Source organism: Candidatus Methylomirabilota bacterium (assembly GCA_036002485.1).
Taxonomy (GTDB): Bacteria; Methylomirabilota; Methylomirabilia; order Rokubacteriales; family CSP1-6; genus AR37.
The window spans coordinates 20,760-35,499 of sequence record DASYTI010000108.1 but is presented as its reverse complement, the minus strand read 5'-3'; the positions used below and the strand labels follow the sequence as shown (position 1 = coordinate 35,499).

Here is a 14,740-nt window from a genome sequence, read left to right as displayed (position 1 = left end):
GAAGATAGCGGGCGCGACGCCGCGCCGACCGCTCGACATCATCACCCACGCGAGGCACGTCTATGGCGACGAAGAGCGTGACCGGCAGTGCGCCCATCGAGGCTCTCCTCAAGGAGAAGCGCAAGTTCCCTCCGCCCAGGGAGTTCGCCAAGCGCGCCAACGTCAATCGCGCCGCCGTCTATGCCGAGGCGGCGAAGAACCCCACGAAGTTCTGGGAGCGCTTTGCCCGCGAGCTCGACTGGTTCAAGCCGTGGCGAAAGGTGCTCGAATGGAAGGCCCCCTACGCCAGGTGGTTCGTGGGCGGCAAGCTCAACGTCTCCTACAACTGCCTGGACCGCCATATCCATACGGCCCGTCGCAGCAAGGCGGCCCTGATCTGGGAAGGGGAGCCGGGTGATACGCGAACGCTGACCTATTGGGACCTCTACCGGGAGGTCAATCGCTTCGCCTCCGCGTTGAAGCGCTCGGGGGTCAAGCGAGGCGACCGGGTGACGATCTACATGCCCATGGTGCCCGAGACCGCCATCGCCATGCTGGCCTGCACGCGCATCGGCGCGCCCCACAGCGTCATCTTCGGAGGCTTCGCGCCGGACGCCATTCGCGAGCGGATCCACGATGCGCAGTCGACGGTGCTGCTCACGGCGGACGGAGGCTGGCGCCGCGGGGGCCATGTCCCCCTCAAGAAGAACGTGGACGAGGCGCTCAAGGAGTGCCCCGACGTCAGGACCGTGGTGGTCCTCAAGCGCACCGGCCAGGCCATCAACATACAGGCCGGCCGCGACATCTGGTGGGAGGACTTCGTCAAGGGAGCCGACGCGTACTGCCCTCCCGAGAAGATGGACGCCGAGGACATGCTGTATCTGCTCTACACATCGGGCTCCACGGGCAAGCCCAAGGGCATCCAGCACACCACGGGCGGCTACCTGACCGGCGTCTATGCCACGACCAAGTGGGTCTTCGACCTGCATGACACCGACGTCTTCTGGTGCACCGCCGACATCGGCTGGGTGACCGGCCATTCCTACGTGGTGTACGGGCCGCTCGCCAACGGCACCACCACCGTCATGTACGAGGGAACGCCGGATACCCCGGACAAGGACCGCTTCTGGCGGATCATCGAGAAGCACGGCATCACCATCTGCTACACCGCCCCCACGGCGATCCGTACCTTCATGCGGTGGGGCGACGAGTACCCGAATCGTTGCGACCTCTCGAGCCTCCGGCTGCTCGGCAGCGTGGGGGAGCCCATCAATCCCGAGGCCTGGGTGTGGTACTGGAAGGTGATCGGCGGCGGCCGTTGTCCGGTCGTGGACACGTGGTGGCAGACGGAAACTGGTCACATCCTGATCACCCCGCTGCCCGGGGTGACGACCCTCAAGCCCGGCTCGGCCACCAAGCCCTTTCCCGGCATCTTCGCGGAGGTGCTCAACGACAAGGGCGACCCCGCCAAGGCCGGCTATCTCGTGCTGAAAAAGCCATGGCCCGGCATGCTCCGCGGCATATACCGCGACCCGCAGCGCTACCAGGCGCAATACTGGAGCCGTTACCCCGGTATCTACTTCACGGGCGATGGTGCGAAGCTCGACGAGGACGGCTACTTCTGGCTGCTCGGCCGAGTGGACGACGTCATGAACATTTCCGGTCACCGAGTCTCCACGATGGAGGTCGAGTCCGCGCTGGTGGACCACCCGCTGGTTGCCGAGGCCGCCGTCATCGGCCGGCCGCATGAGATCAAGGGCCAGGCCATCGCCGCCTTCGTCACCATCAAGGACGGCACCACGGGCTCGAAGGAGCTCATGGAGGAGCTCAAGGGGCACGTGACCAAGAAAATCGGCGCCCTCGCGCGCCCCGACGATCTCATCTTCGCCGCCGACCTGCCCAAGACCCGCAGCGGCAAGATCATGCGGCGGCTCTTGAGGGACATCGCGGAGGGCAAGGCGCTGGGCGACACGACCACCCTCGCCGATCCGGCGGTGGTCGCGCGCCTCAAGGATCAATACGGGGAGGAGGAGTAGCGGGGTTTCCGTACCAAGATCGCGCGGCAAGTTTGCCAAACCCGGCGCCGCGATGAGCGATGCTGGTTCTTTTTTTTCCGGCAGTTAGCCCGCATGCCCTCCTGGCACCGAGGATGCTTAGATCGTTCCGTCGGTCCCGTGACTTCGATTTGAAGGGAGAGTCCTCTCGGCTAGCGGGGCCCCGAGGGTTCTATTGAAGCCAAGGAGAGAGCACTGAAGATAGGGGAGGCCAATGGCGGTACTTAACATTACGGGCAAAGAGCTGCGTCGTGTCGTGGTCGCCGCATCAGTGGGGAACATCATCGAGTGGTACGACTTCTATATCTTCGGAAGCTTGGCCTCGATCCTCGCGGTCAAGTTCTTCGACAAGAGCCACCCGGTGGCGGCCTTCCTCAGCACGGTGGCCATCTTCTCGGTCGGCTTCCTGATCCGGCCGCTGGGCGCCTTCGTGTTCGGCTGGCTCGGCGACAAGGTGGGCCGCAAGTACACGTTCATCGTCACGCTGACGGGCATGGGAGTTTCGACCGCGGTCATCGGCATGGTCCCCACCTATGCCCAGATCGGCCTCGCGGCGGCCTTCATCCTCTTCGCCCTCCGGCTGATCCAGGGTCTCTGCCTCGGTGGCGAGTACGGCGGCGCCATCACCTACGTGGCCGAGCACATCGAGGACAAGCATCGCGGGTACTACACGGGCTGGCTCCAGACTTCACCCACCCTCGGCATCGTCCTATCGCTGGCCGTGATCCTCGGCACCCAGCGCTACGTGGGTGCCGAGGCCTTCGCCGAGTGGGGGTGGCGGGTACCGTTCCTCATCTCCCTCCTCCTCGTCGCGATCGCGATCTATATCCGGCTCACGCTCGCCGAGACTCCGGTCTTCCAGGACATCAAGGCGAAGGGACAGACCACGACGAATCCCTGGCGCGAGGCCTTCATGAGCAGGAACATCAAGTACATCATCGTCGCCAGCATCGTCGTGCTGGGGCAGGGGTGCGTGTGGTACAGCGGCCAGTTCTGGGCGCTCTTCTTCCTCCAGAAGGTCAAGAACGTCGACGTGCTGTCATCGAGCTACATCATCGCCATCGCGCTGCTGATCGCCACCCCGACCCTCATCTTCTGGGGCTGGCTCTCCGACAAGGTCGGGCGGAAGCCGATCATCCTCGGCGGTATGGCTCTGGCCTCCATCACGTACTACCCGCTCTACACCGCCCTCGGCACTTACGCCGATCCCAAGACAGGCATCAACTACCCGATGTCCATCCTCATCGTGGTGATCCTGGTCAACTACGTCGGCATGACCTACGGCCCGATCGGGGCGTTCCTGGCCGAGTTCTTCCCCGGGCGCATCCGCTACACCTCGGTGTCGGTGCCCTATCACATCGGCAACGGCTGGGGCGGCGGTCTCGTGCCCATCATCACGACCGCGGCGTACGCGGGCGCGGTGCAATCGGGCTCCAGCAACCCGCTGCTCTGGGCCCTGGTCTATCCCATCGCGCTTCCCGCCGTCATGTTCCTGCTCGCCCTGTTCCTGATGCCCGAGACGCGGAAGAACAGCATCTGGGCGGAGGGGTCTGCGACCCTGCACCAGTCATCGCATAGGGCTGGGCGGGCGGCTTCCTGATCCGATCCACGTAGCCGCACCGAGCCCCGGGAGCCCGACCCATTGGCTCCCGGGGCTCAGTCTGTCCGGGCCCCACCTTTTCCCATCTTGGATGCCTCATCCTGAGTCACGCTCCAAATTTTGGCGGTCGAGGTGACCCTTTTTCCCATCGAATCCTGGCACTTTGCCCGAAAGCAAGCTTCATCGGCCCCTCTGTACCCGAATATTTGGCCTTTTCGCGCGTCTCTCTCGATGCCAGGCAAGGCATGCGGCTTGCAGCAATGCCTCGGCAAGCCGAGCGGGGAAGGCTATACGGTCACCGCTCAGGAGGGAGAACCGACATGAACGAGGTCAAGAAGAGGCTGGAGTCGGAACTGAGCCGGACGGTGGAGCGGCTCCGCCACATGGGCGGCCCGGTCCTGTCCGTGGACGTGATGAGCCGGGTGGGTGACACGCAGCTGGCCGATGAAGTCGACGTCATCCAGGTCAATGAAGACCGCGAGATGAACTTCGCCACCCGCAGTCTCCTGGTCGCGCGTGCCAACCGCCTCGCCGAGGCTCTCGAGCGCCTTCGTGGCGGCGACTACGGCACGTGTGAAGAGTGCGACGAGCCCATCGCGCCGGCACGGCTTCGGGCCATGCCCGAGGTTCGTACCTGTGTGCGCTGCCAGGACCGCATCGAGCGCATGTCCCGGCATCTCCAGGCGGTGGGCGCTGGACTGGACGGCGAGGAGCCCGAGGAAGAGTAACCGCTTACCGCCGGCCCAGCCGCGCCAGTAACGGCTGGGGCCGGCTGGTGATGATTCCGTCGACGCCATAGACGATGAGCCGGTCCGCGAGGGCCGGCTCATCGTCTATCTGCACATGACATTCGAGGCCCGCCGCGCGGATGCGGGCGAACGCGTCCTCCGTGATCAGCCGACCCTCCGCGCACAGCGCCTGGGCCACGCCCGCCTCGCGGATGGTCTCTTCGAGGGTGCCTCTCGTCCACACGGCGGCCAGCCTGGCCTCGGCGCTCCATGCCCGGATGCGGGTGAGGCTCGCGCGCCCCGCGGCGGCCACCACCGACGCGGCGACGGCGTCGTAGATCTCGAGCGTCGAGATCACCTTCTCCTCGATGGTCGGGGAAGCCTCCGCGATGTTCGTGAGCTCGAGCCAGAAGCGCGTCCGGTCTCGGAAGCGCTCGAGCACCTCCGGGAGCGTCTGGATCCGCTGGCCGCGGAAGCGTGGAGCCTTCCAGCCCCCGGCGTCCAGACGCTTGAGCTCGCGGACGGTCAGCGTGCTGACTCGACCGCGGCCGTCGGTGACCCGGTCGAGCAGGGGGTGGCCGAACACCACGGGGTGGCCGTCCTTCGAGAGCTGGATCCCCAGCCAGAGCGCGTCGGCCCCGACGTCGAGCGCCGCCTCCAGGGCCGCGATGGTATGGGCGGGGGCTGCATCCGCGGCGCCACCGCGGGCGACCACGAGAGGGGCGGGCCGGCGGCTCTCCATTGTCTCCCTCATGACCTCCATGGCACACTCGGCGCGTGCGCACGCCGGTGCTGGACGTTTTTCGTCCCTTCCTGTGGCTCCTGGCGCGATTCTACTGGCGCGTGCGCTTCGAGGGCGTCGAGCATATCCCGCCGGGCGGCCCCCTGGTCATCGCGCCCAACCATCTGACCTTTGCCGATCCCGTGCTCGTGTGCATCCCGATCCGCTTCCCTGTCCACTTCATGGCTTGGGACGCGCTGTTCGAGATTCCCGGGCTCGCGTGGCTCATCCGCCGCCTTCGCGCCTTCCCGGTACAGCTCAAGACCACCGACACCCGATCGACGCGAGAGGCCGTCCGCATCCTCGGATCGGGAGCCGCGGTGATGATCTTTCCGGAGGCGGGCCGGAGCCTCGACGGATCTCTCCAGCGCTTCCAACCCGGAGCCTTCCGGCTCGCCTGCGCCCTCAAAGTCCCCGTGCTGCCCGTGACCATCCTTGGCGGCCACGAGGCCTGGCCCCCGGGACGCGTCTTGCCACGCCCGGGACGGCTCACCATCATCTATCATCCTGTGGTCGAGCCTCCCACGTCCCCCGACGCGCGTGCCGCCGCCCAGGCGCTGTTGCGGAGCGTGCGAGCGGCGATCGCCGCGCCCCTGCCGCCCGGACCGAGCCAGTCCGCGGTCGACCCGCAGTGATCAGTGTATACTTCTCGCGCCATGGCACGTCCCGCTGCCCGGCGCATCCTCGTGCTTCACGGGCCGAACCTCAATCTCCTGGGCACGCGTGAGCCTGCCGTCTACGGGCGCACGACGCTTCGCGAGCTCGACCAGCGTATCCAGCGACACGCAGGCGCGCGCGGCGTCGAGGCCGTCTGCCGCCAGTCGAATCACGAGGGGCAGCTCATCGACTGGATCCAAACCGCGGGCCGCGAGGGTTTCGGTGCCATCGTGATGAATCCGGGCGCGCTCACCCACTACTCGATGGCCTTGCGCGATGCCGTGTCCGCGGTGCCCGTGCCCGTCGTCGAGGTCCACCTCTCCAATATCCACGCCCGGGAAGAGTTCCGCCGCCACTCCGTCATTGCCGCGGCCGCCCAGGGGCAGATCTCGGGCTTTGGCCCGGTGAGTTACCTGCTCGGGCTGGACGCGGCCCTCGAGGCGGCGACGGGGCGGCCGGCCCGCCGCGCACGGTGAATGAGGGTCGGCGTCCCCGCGTCTAACCGGCTCGAGACCGGGACGCGCGGTGGCTGCCCGGCGTGGCCGTGACGCCTCCTACCGTTCCTCCGACGCCTCCGGACGCCGGGCCACCTTCTCGCCCGACCGATATCGATGAGCGTGCGCTCCTCGAGCGATGCCGGGCCGGTGACGTCGAGGCCTTCGAGCCCTTGGTGGAGAAATACCGGCAGCGCGTGTGGCGCCTGGCCTACCAGGTGCTCCGCGATCGCGAGGAGGCATGGGATTGCGCTCAGGACGCCTTCGTGCGGGCTTTCCAGTCGCTGGGATCCTTTCGCGGTCAGTCCGCCTTCTACACCTGGCTCTTTCGCATCGCCATGAACGTGGCCACCGATCGGCTCCGAGCGCGCGGCGCGCAGGCGCGCGCCTTCGGCAATCAGCCGGTGCCGGAGGAGGAATGGGAGCGCACGGCGGCCGATCCCGGCGTGGGACCCGACGAGGTGACGGAAGGAGCCCAGCGCCGCCAGCGCATCAGTCAGGCGCTCGACTCCTTGCCGCCCAACGCGCGAGCCATTATCATGCTCAGTGACGTCGAGGGACTGTCATACCGCGAGATCGCGTCCGTGCTCAACTGCCCGATCGGCACCGTGATGTCGAGGCTTCACAACGCGCGCAAGCGCCTGCGCACCGTGCTGGGGCCCATGCTTGCCGTTGTCCTTTGCCTGGCCGCCTTGCTCGGCGCGGCGGGCCTCGTCGCTCCAACCGCGGCGCAGGCGCCGCCCGCGGCGCCACCACCCGCAACCGCCCCCGCCCCCGCACCAGCAACCGCCAAGGGCACCGTGCACTTCGAGGTGAGGGTCCTTCAGGCGTCGAATCCACCGCCGCCGAACGCGCCGCCCGGCACCCCCGCCGGAAAGCAGAGCCTCGCGCCCGCGGGCGCGCCGGCGCCGGCGGAGGCGCAGATGGACGAGCGGCTCAAGCAGATCGTGCCGCGGCTGCGCAAGGCCTTCGCATACAGGGACTACACGCCGCTCGACCATCACAAGGTCGACGTCGAGTTTGGCGCGTCCAAGCGCCTCCCCGCCCCGGGCGATCGCTGGCTGGAAGTCACGCCGAGGGACCTCCAGGGCAAGTCGGTGCGCATGCAGGTGCGTCTGCTCAAGGGAGAAAAGTCCGAGGTGACGATGAACGTGGTTGCCGGGCCGGGAACTCCGTGGATGGTTGTGAGAGATCGTCAGGGTCCCAACGCGCTCATCTTCATCATCTGGGCCGATCCCGTCCCCGCCGTGCCCGCGGCGAAGTGAGCGAGAAGGAGCCCGGCGGTGAGTGAGGAGCGCTATTTCCGGGAGCGTGCCCGCATCGAGCAGGGCCACCTCAAGCACCGAGACAAGCTCAAGGACGAAGGCAAGCTCTTCGTCCGCGACCGCCTGAAGCTTCTCCTCGACCCCGGCGCCGAGTTCCAGGAGGACTTTCTCTTCGCGCGCAGTCAGGAGGCCGAGACGCCGGCGGACGGCGTCGTCACGGGCGTGGGCACCGTGGAGGGCCGGCCGGTCTGCATCATGGCCAATGACTACACGGTCAAGGCCGGCTCCTGGGGCGAGAAGACCGTCCAGAAGATCGTGCGCATCCAGGAACGCGCACAGCGTCTTCAGCTCCCCCTCCTCTACCTCGTGGACGCGGCGGGCGGGCGCATCTCCGAGCAGATCAAGATCTTTCCCGGACGCTACCACGCCGGTCGCATCTTCTACAACGAGGTCCAGCTCTCCGGAGTGGTCCCGCAGGTGTGCATCCTGTTCGGTCCCTCGCCGGCCGGCTCCGCGTACCTGCCCGCCCTCACGGATTGCGTCATCATGGTGGACGGCAAGGCCAGCCTCTACGTCGGCTCTCCCCGCATGGTCGAGATGGCCATCGGCGAGAAGACCACGCTGGAGGAACTGGGGGGGGCCCGCATGCACTGCTCCGTATCGGGATGCGGCGACGTCCTCGCGGGTTCCGACGAGGAGGCCATCGAGGTCGCCAAGCGCTATCTCGCCTTCATGCCGCAGTCCTATCGGGAGCGCCCGGGGGCCGTGGAGACGCGCGCGGCCGCCCCCGGCCGTTCCATCGAGGAGATCGTCCCGTACGACCAGCGCAAGTGGTTCGACATGTACGAGCTCATCGAGCGGGTGGTGGACGCGGACTCGTTCTTCGAGATCAAGCGCCTCTTCGCCCGGGAGATCATCACGGGCTTCGCACGCATCGGCGGGCGCGCCGTCGGCATCGTGGCCAATCAGCCGAAAGTCAAGGGCGGGGTGCTCATGGTCGACTCCGCGGACAAGGGAGCGCGGTTCATCTGGCTCTGCAACGCGTACAATATCCCCCTCGTCTACCTCGCCGACGTCTCGGGCTTCATGGTCGGTACCAAGGTCGAGCGCGCCGGCATCATCCGTCACGGGGCCAAGATGGTCTTCGCCACCTCGCAGGCCACCGTTCCCAAGATCTCCGTGGTCGTGCGGAAGTGCTATGGCGCCGGACTGTATGCCATGTGCGGCCCGGCCTTCGAGCCGGACGCGGCCCTGTCGCTGCCGCAAGGGCAAGTGGCCATCATGGGCCCGGAGCCCGCCGTCAACGCCGTCTACTACAACAAGATCATGGAGCTGCCCGAGAGCGAGCGCGCGGCCTACGTCCAGGGGAAGCGCGACGAATACGTGCGGGACGTGGACATCTACAAGCTCGCTTCCGAGATGCTGGTGGACGGCATCATCGCGGGCTCGGAGCTGCGGGGGGAGCTGATGAAGCGGCTCGAGTACGCGGCCTCCAAGCAGCTCGAGTTTCCGGCGCGCAGGAACCCGGTACTTCCCGTCTGACGCGGATCGGCGCGTGGCGTACCTGATACTCGCGATCAGGTTCTTGACCATCGTGCCGGTGCCAGGGCGCGAGGCCACGGGAGACGAGGCCTTCGGGCGCGCGGCCTGGTGGTTTCCCCCCATCGGGCTGGCTCTGGGCGCCCTCCTCGTCGGCGCCGACCGGGCATTCTCCTATGCCTTCCCGCCGCTCCTGGGGGGACTTCTGCTCCTCGCCCTCTGGAAGATCCTCACGGGCGGCATCCATCTCGACGGGCTCGCCGATGCTCTCGATGGCCTCGCGGGGACAGACACGGACCAGCGCGTGGCCATCATGCGGGACAGCCGGCTCGGGGTCTTCGGCGCCGTCGGGCTTGTCCTGCATCTCCTGATCTCCGCGGCGGCCCTGGTCGCCCTGTCATGGCCGGGGCGTACGGGCGTGCTCTTGATCGCGCCCGTCATTGGCCGGCTCGGGCCGCTCCTCATCGCCCCGCTTTTTCCGGCGGCCACCCCGGGGCAGGGAATGGGCGCCTCCTTCCAGGCGGGACTGTCGCGATGGGCCGCGCCCGCGCATCTCGTCTGGCTCTGGGCGCTCGCGGGGTGCTTCCTTGGTCCCTGGAGTGCTCTCCTGCTCAGCCTCTCGCTCTGCGCGGTCCTGATCTGGGCGGTCTTTCTGGCCTCTCGCCTGGGTGGTCTCACCGGCGACGCCCTCGGGTCCTCGGTCGAGATCGCTGAGCTGGCCACCCTCGTCGCCGCCGCGGCCCTCATGCACCTCCGCGTGATCCCATGACGCCCGGAGAGAGCTTGACCCTCAAGCTCGTGATGACGCCCGCGCTCATCGGGGCGGCGAGCTTGGCCGGTCGCCGATGGGGCCAGGGGGTGAGCGGCTGGATCGTCGGGCTGCCCCTCACCTCGGGGCCCGTGGCATTCTTCCTCGTGATCGATCACGGCGCGGCCTTCGCGGCGGCCGCCGCCGTCGGCTCGATGGCGGGGACCATTGCCCAGGCCGGCTTCTGTCTCGGCTACGGCCGGCTCGCGTTTCGGGTGCCCTGGCCGCTGGCCCTTCTCGTCGGCATCGGTGTCTTCGCGGTCGTGGGGACGGCGTTCCAGGGCGCGCACGTGAGCCTCATCGTGCTCTTTCCCGTCACCATCTTCGCGCTGGGGGTGGTGATCCGTCTGATGCCGAGGGGCGAGGATGCTCGTCACGCCACGCCGCTTCCCGCCTGGGATATCCCGGCCCGCATGGTGATCACCACGGCCATCGTGCTGCTGCTCACAGGATTCGCGCCGATTCTGGGTCCCGGACTGAGCGGGCTGCTCGCGACCTTTCCCGTCTACGCGGCCATCCTGACCGTCTTCGCGCACGAGCTGCAGGGGCCGGGACCGGCCGTGCAGGTTCTGAGAGGCCTGCTCTTCGGTCTTTTTTCCTTCGCGGCTTTCTTTTTTGTCCTGGGCCTGCTCGTCGTGCACGTCGGTCTCGCCGCCGCCTTCGGGGCGGCCATGGCGGCGGCCCTGCTGCTCCAGGCGGGATCGTTCCGGCTGGTCGCGGCCTCCGAAGCCAAGCCCTCCGGCCGTCGGATATGAGGCCGGGGCGCACGACCGTCTACCTCGCCCGCCACGGCAGCGTGGTCGGCGCGGAGAGCCGCCGCTTCATCGGACACCTCGACGTGCCGCTGTCTCCGCGCGGCGAAGCCGAATCTGCCGCGCTCGCCCGCCGCCTCGCCGGCACCTCCCTGGCCGCCGCGTACTCCAGTGACCTCGTGCGAACCCGCCGCACGGCGGAGATCGTGTGCGCGCCCCACGGGATCGGGGTGGAGCCTCTGCGCGCCCTGCGCGAGTTCTCGATGGGACGCTGGGAAGGCCTCACGGCCGAGGAGATCCGGACGCGCGAGCCGGTGGCCTTCGAGGCGTGGATGGCCGATATCGGGCGCTTTCAGTTTCCGGAGGGCGAGAGCCTGGCCGAGGTGGAGGCCCGCGCGTGGCCCGCCTTCGAGGCCATCGCCGCGCGGCATGCCGGGGAAAGCGTGCTGGTGGTCGCGCACGGCGGTCCCAACCGCATCGTCCTCTGCCGAGCCCTCGGCCTCCCCCTCGAGCGCATTCTCATGCTGGGACAGGACTACGCCGCGCTCTCCGTTCTGGAGGCGGCCGGCGACCGCTGGCTGCTGCGGCTCCTCAACCATCGCGAGCCTCTGGCCAGCGGCTGACAAACACCCATTCGCGGGAGGCTAGTGGCTCATCCTGTTTCCACCGAATCGGCGCCGGTCGGGTGCCTGCTCGTGGCGGCGGGCGGGCGACGCCGGCAGGGATGCCCTCGCTCGCTCAACCTCCTCGCCTCGCGCGCCACCTCGCTCGGGCGCCTCCGCCTGCCCCCCATCCCCCGAGACGGGGGTTGCGCTCGCCGCCCTGCTGCGCAGGACGGCTCGCGCGGCGGAGGCGCCCTGCGCTTCGGGGCGCGCTACGGCTCGTCGGATTCGCTCCCGAGGGCATCCCTGCCGGCGTCACCCGCCCGGGAATGCGCGAGTCGAAGTTTTCGTGTTGTCACGACAAGGCGGACTGCTGGCGCAGGAGTTCGCCGCGCTGCTTGGTCGTGCGGGGACCTGCTATACTGCCGCGGTTCGCGACCGTTCACGACCCTTCCGAGAGGATGTCATGGATCAGGCTGCCGCCGCGCTCGTCGGGCGACGTGATTTCCTCCGGTTCGTCGGAGGAGCCGCGGCCGCCGTCACCCTGCGGCCCGGAGAAGCGGCTGCCCAGAGGCGGCCCCGGCGCGGCGGGATCCTCAAGCATATCGGCGTCGAGCCTCCGAGCTTCGATCCCCAGATCACCGTCGCCTACCAGACGCAGCTCGTGTCCTCGTTCGTGCGCCGGACGCTGTTCAAGTTCGTCAACGGCGCCCCCTACGGCCCATCGGACTTTACCCTGGTGCCCGATCTGGCCACCAAGGCCGCCGTCTCCAAGGACGGGCGTGTCTACACGATCTCCCTGCGCAAAGGCGTCCGCTGGGAGGCGAGGTCTCCCGTCCACGGGCGCGAGCTCGTCGCCTCCGACGTCAAGTACTCGATGGAGCGGGCGCTCCGGAAGTCGCCCTACGGCCATCTGCTCGGCCGGGTCGAAGGAATCGAGACGCCTGACTCGCACACGGTTCGCGTGACCCTGACGGAAGCCTTCGCTCCTTTCCTCCACAATCAGGCCGAGCCGTGGAGCTGCATCCTGCCCCCCGAGGTCGAGGACAAGATGGGCGACTTCAGGGCCGCCGAGTCGTTGATCGGGTGCGGTCCCTTCGTCCTCGAGCGCTACGAGCCCGGGCTCAAGGCCGTCTTCGCGCGCAATCCGAGGTACTACGGCAAGGGACGGCCCTATCTCGACCGCGTGGAGTGGCTGTTCGTCAAGGACCGCGCGACCCAGCTCTCGCTCTTCCGCGCGGGGCAGGTGGACATTCCGTTCTACGACGGGCGCGTCCCCCGCGCGGACATCGGGTCGTTCCGGAGATCCAATCCGACCTACCCCGTGGCGTTCTGGGACTGGCTCGCCAACCGGACCCTCGCCTTCCGCACCGACAAGGCGCCGTGGAGCGACCCGCGCGTGCGGCAGGCTTTCTCCCTCGCCATCGATCGAAAGAAGTGGGTGGCCCAGCACCTCGAGGGGCAGGGCTGGGAAGATCCGGGGCCGGTGCCGGCGCCCATGCGCGAGTGGAAGCTGCCCGCGGGCGAGCTGGGCGAGGGGGTGAAGTGGCTCCACCACAACCCGGGGCTGGCGAAGAAGATGCTGGCGGACGCGGGATTTCCCCATGGCATGAGGGTCAAGTGCACCAACTGGCCCGGCTATGGGACGGACTATGTCGAGGAGCTCGGGCTTCTGGCCTCGAGCCTGAAGCACATCGGGGTGGAGCTCTCCATCGTCAACGAAGAGTACGGCAACTACATCCGCGGGTCGTTCCTCGGAAAGTTCGACGAGGTCTCCTGGGGGCCGTCGTCGCTCTTCACCGAAGTGGACGGCTACCTCTTCAATTTCTTCCGCACCGGTCAGCCCAACAACCGGAGCCACGTGTCGGACACCCAGCTCGACGGCCTCCTCGATGCGCAGCGGCGCTACACGGCCCGCTCGTCCCGGAAAAAGATCATCGACGACATCCAGCGGCATGCCGCGGCCCAGGTCTACTACGTCTACACGCCCTACCCGAAGAACGTGTCGTCCTGGGCGCCGTGGGTCAAGAACTACGGCTGCAAGAATTCTTTCGACCGGGGCGCGCAGCTCGAAGTGGTCTGGCTCGACCGGTAATCGGCGTCCCCGGACGGGCTCCGCCGGCCCTCCCCACCGCCCGCGGTCAGGATGGCCCCCTCCGCCCAGTTGACAGTCCTGGGCGGCCAAGTGTCACGGACGGTCCACCCGCCCACTATCTGGGTGGTTTTCGCGCCCATTTCGCGAGGTCAGATATCCGGTTTCCTCTAAGAAGTTCCGATAGATAGCCGAGAGTCGCTCTGGGCGGCCGCCGTGGCACTTCGCTTGCTCAGTCTTCATGCGGCGACATGGACACCCAAAGCTACGGAACCAGGATACGACAAGCCCTCGGCAACCAGGCCGGCTTCACCGTGGCCGAGCTCCTGGCCGCCGTGGTCATCATCGGGATAGGCCTCCTCGCGGTCGGCGCCGGATTTGACATGGCCATAGAGGGCGTCGAGGCCGGCCGGCAACAGACCACGGCGACCTTCCTCGCGGAGCAGCGAATGGAGCAGGTCAAGGCCGCCGCGCTCGGCAACTCGCTGACGGCGTGCATGGGCTTCGCGAATGTCACGGGCGTGTGCTTCCCGGCTCAGGCCTACAGCAGCATCCCCAGTGCCCCCGGCTACCGCAGCACGGTGACCATCACCGACTTTGTCGTGGGCGGGGCCATCGCGCGCAAGCGCGTCGACGTCGAGGTCTTCTACCGACCTATCGTGTCCTGGGGCGTGCTGAACGCGGCCGAGCGCAGCGTCCGGATCTCCACCCTGGTGTCCAACCACACATGAACCCTCTGCGGCGGATGCTCAGAGATGACCGCGGGTTCACCATGACCGAGCTGCTGGTTGTCTGCGCCCTGATGGGAACCGTCATGGCCGGCGTCCTCAGCCTCCTCCTCGTCGGGCAGCAGAGCGCCGCGACCACGGCGGCCAAGCAGGACGCCCAGCAGAATGCGCGAATGAGCCTGGAGCGAATGATCGAGGAGATCCGGCAGGCCGGCTACCTGCCGAGCGGGCCGACCTGCCCCGGCGCTCCCGCGGTCCCGTGCCCGCCGTTCAACTATGTCTTCAATGCCATCACGGCGCAGACGGCGACGTCGCTGACCATCCAGAACGACTGGGATGGGAGCGCCGCGATCACCGCGGTCGCGGTGACGGATCCCATCACGGGCGCCCTTCGCGGCGAGCAGATCGTCTACACGTATACCCCGGGGACCGGGCAGCTCACCCGCCAGGAGATCGGGGTAGACGGTGCCGCGGTGGTGGTGGCGGCGGGCATTATCAATCTCGCTTTCACCTATCTCGATCAGGACAACAACGTGGCCATCGCCGCCGCGAATATCCGTACGGTGACGATTACCATCACGACCCAACAGAGCGCCGGCCAGCCGCAGGTGACCATGGTCAACCGCGTGCGCCTGCGCAACCGACCGACTGCGTGAGGACT

At 67.7% G+C, this 14,740-nt stretch carries 14 protein-coding genes; 13 read left to right on the top strand and 1 reads right to left on the bottom strand.

The window, feature by feature from the left end:
- The first annotated feature begins 62 nt into the window (after positions 1 to 62).
- From acs to VGT00_11185, 3 genes are all read left to right on the top strand, one after another.
- Positions 63 to 2,015, top strand: coding sequence for an acetate--CoA ligase (gene acs, locus VGT00_11195; protein HEV8531973.1), 1,953 nt, complete (start codon positions 63 to 65; stop codon positions 2,013 to 2,015).
- A gap of 232 nt (positions 2,016 to 2,247) precedes the next feature.
- Positions 2,248 to 3,633 carry an MFS transporter gene (locus tag VGT00_11190; protein HEV8531972.1) on the top strand — a complete coding sequence of 462 codons (1,386 nt, stop codon included), beginning with the start codon at positions 2,248 to 2,250 and terminating at the stop codon, positions 3,631 to 3,633.
- A 320-nt stretch (positions 3,634 to 3,953) separates the two neighbouring features.
- Positions 3,954 to 4,361: a TraR/DksA family transcriptional regulator gene (locus tag VGT00_11185; GenBank protein ID HEV8531971.1), complete on the top strand. Its 408-nt coding sequence runs from the start codon at positions 3,954 to 3,956 to the stop codon at positions 4,359 to 4,361.
- A gap of 4 nt (positions 4,362 to 4,365) precedes the next feature.
- Here VGT00_11185 and VGT00_11180 read toward each other — a convergent pair whose 3' ends face one another.
- The gene (locus VGT00_11180; protein HEV8531970.1) at positions 4,366 to 5,103 is read right to left on the bottom strand and encodes a glycerophosphodiester phosphodiesterase family protein; all 738 of its coding nucleotides are present in this window, start codon (positions 5,101 to 5,103) and stop codon (positions 4,366 to 4,368) included.
- A gap of 35 nt (positions 5,104 to 5,138) precedes the next feature.
- Here VGT00_11180 and VGT00_11175 point away from each other — a divergent pair, with 35 nt between their 5' ends.
- The 10 genes from VGT00_11175 (at position 5,139) to VGT00_11130 (ending at position 14,735) form a co-directional block, all read left to right on the top strand.
- Entirely contained in the window at positions 5,139 to 5,777 is a 639-nt protein-coding gene (locus VGT00_11175; GenBank protein HEV8531969.1) for a lysophospholipid acyltransferase family protein, read from the top strand.
- 21 nt (positions 5,778 to 5,798) lie between these two features.
- On the top strand, positions 5,799 to 6,275 hold the full coding sequence (aroQ, locus tag VGT00_11170; GenBank protein ID HEV8531968.1) for a type II 3-dehydroquinate dehydratase: 477 nt from the start codon (positions 5,799 to 5,801) through the stop codon (positions 6,273 to 6,275).
- 62 nt (positions 6,276 to 6,337) lie between these two features.
- Positions 6,338 to 7,558, top strand: coding sequence for a sigma-70 family RNA polymerase sigma factor (locus VGT00_11165; protein ID HEV8531967.1), 1,221 nt, complete (start codon positions 6,338 to 6,340; stop codon positions 7,556 to 7,558).
- 18 nt (positions 7,559 to 7,576) lie between these two features.
- Positions 7,577 to 9,100, top strand: a complete 1,524-nt coding sequence (locus VGT00_11160) for an acyl-CoA carboxylase subunit beta (protein ID HEV8531966.1) — start codon at positions 7,577 to 7,579, stop codon at positions 9,098 to 9,100.
- Between the two features lie 13 nt (positions 9,101 to 9,113).
- Positions 9,114 to 9,866, top strand: coding sequence for an adenosylcobinamide-GDP ribazoletransferase (locus VGT00_11155; GenBank protein HEV8531965.1), 753 nt, complete (start codon positions 9,114 to 9,116; stop codon positions 9,864 to 9,866).
- Positions 9,867 to 9,880: 14 nt separating this feature from the next.
- Complete coding sequence (locus VGT00_11150; GenBank protein ID HEV8531964.1) at positions 9,881 to 10,660, top strand: hypothetical protein; 780 nt, start codon at positions 9,881 to 9,883, stop codon at positions 10,658 to 10,660.
- Positions 10,657 to 11,280, top strand: a complete 624-nt coding sequence (locus VGT00_11145) for a histidine phosphatase family protein (protein ID HEV8531963.1) — start codon at positions 10,657 to 10,659, stop codon at positions 11,278 to 11,280. Before VGT00_11150 ends, VGT00_11145 begins: the two co-directional genes overlap by 4 nt.
- A 445-nt stretch (positions 11,281 to 11,725) precedes the next feature.
- Complete coding sequence (locus VGT00_11140) at positions 11,726 to 13,354, top strand: ABC transporter substrate-binding protein (GenBank protein HEV8531962.1); 1,629 nt, start codon at positions 11,726 to 11,728, stop codon at positions 13,352 to 13,354.
- 248 nt (positions 13,355 to 13,602) lie between these two features.
- Positions 13,603 to 14,082: a prepilin-type N-terminal cleavage/methylation domain-containing protein gene (locus tag VGT00_11135; protein HEV8531961.1), complete on the top strand. Its 480-nt coding sequence runs from the start codon at positions 13,603 to 13,605 to the stop codon at positions 14,080 to 14,082.
- The gene (locus VGT00_11130) at positions 14,079 to 14,735 is read left to right on the top strand and encodes a prepilin-type N-terminal cleavage/methylation domain-containing protein (GenBank protein HEV8531960.1); all 657 of its coding nucleotides are present in this window, start codon (positions 14,079 to 14,081) and stop codon (positions 14,733 to 14,735) included. Before VGT00_11135 ends, VGT00_11130 begins: the two co-directional genes overlap by 4 nt.
- The last annotated feature ends 5 nt before the right edge of the window (positions 14,736 to 14,740 follow it).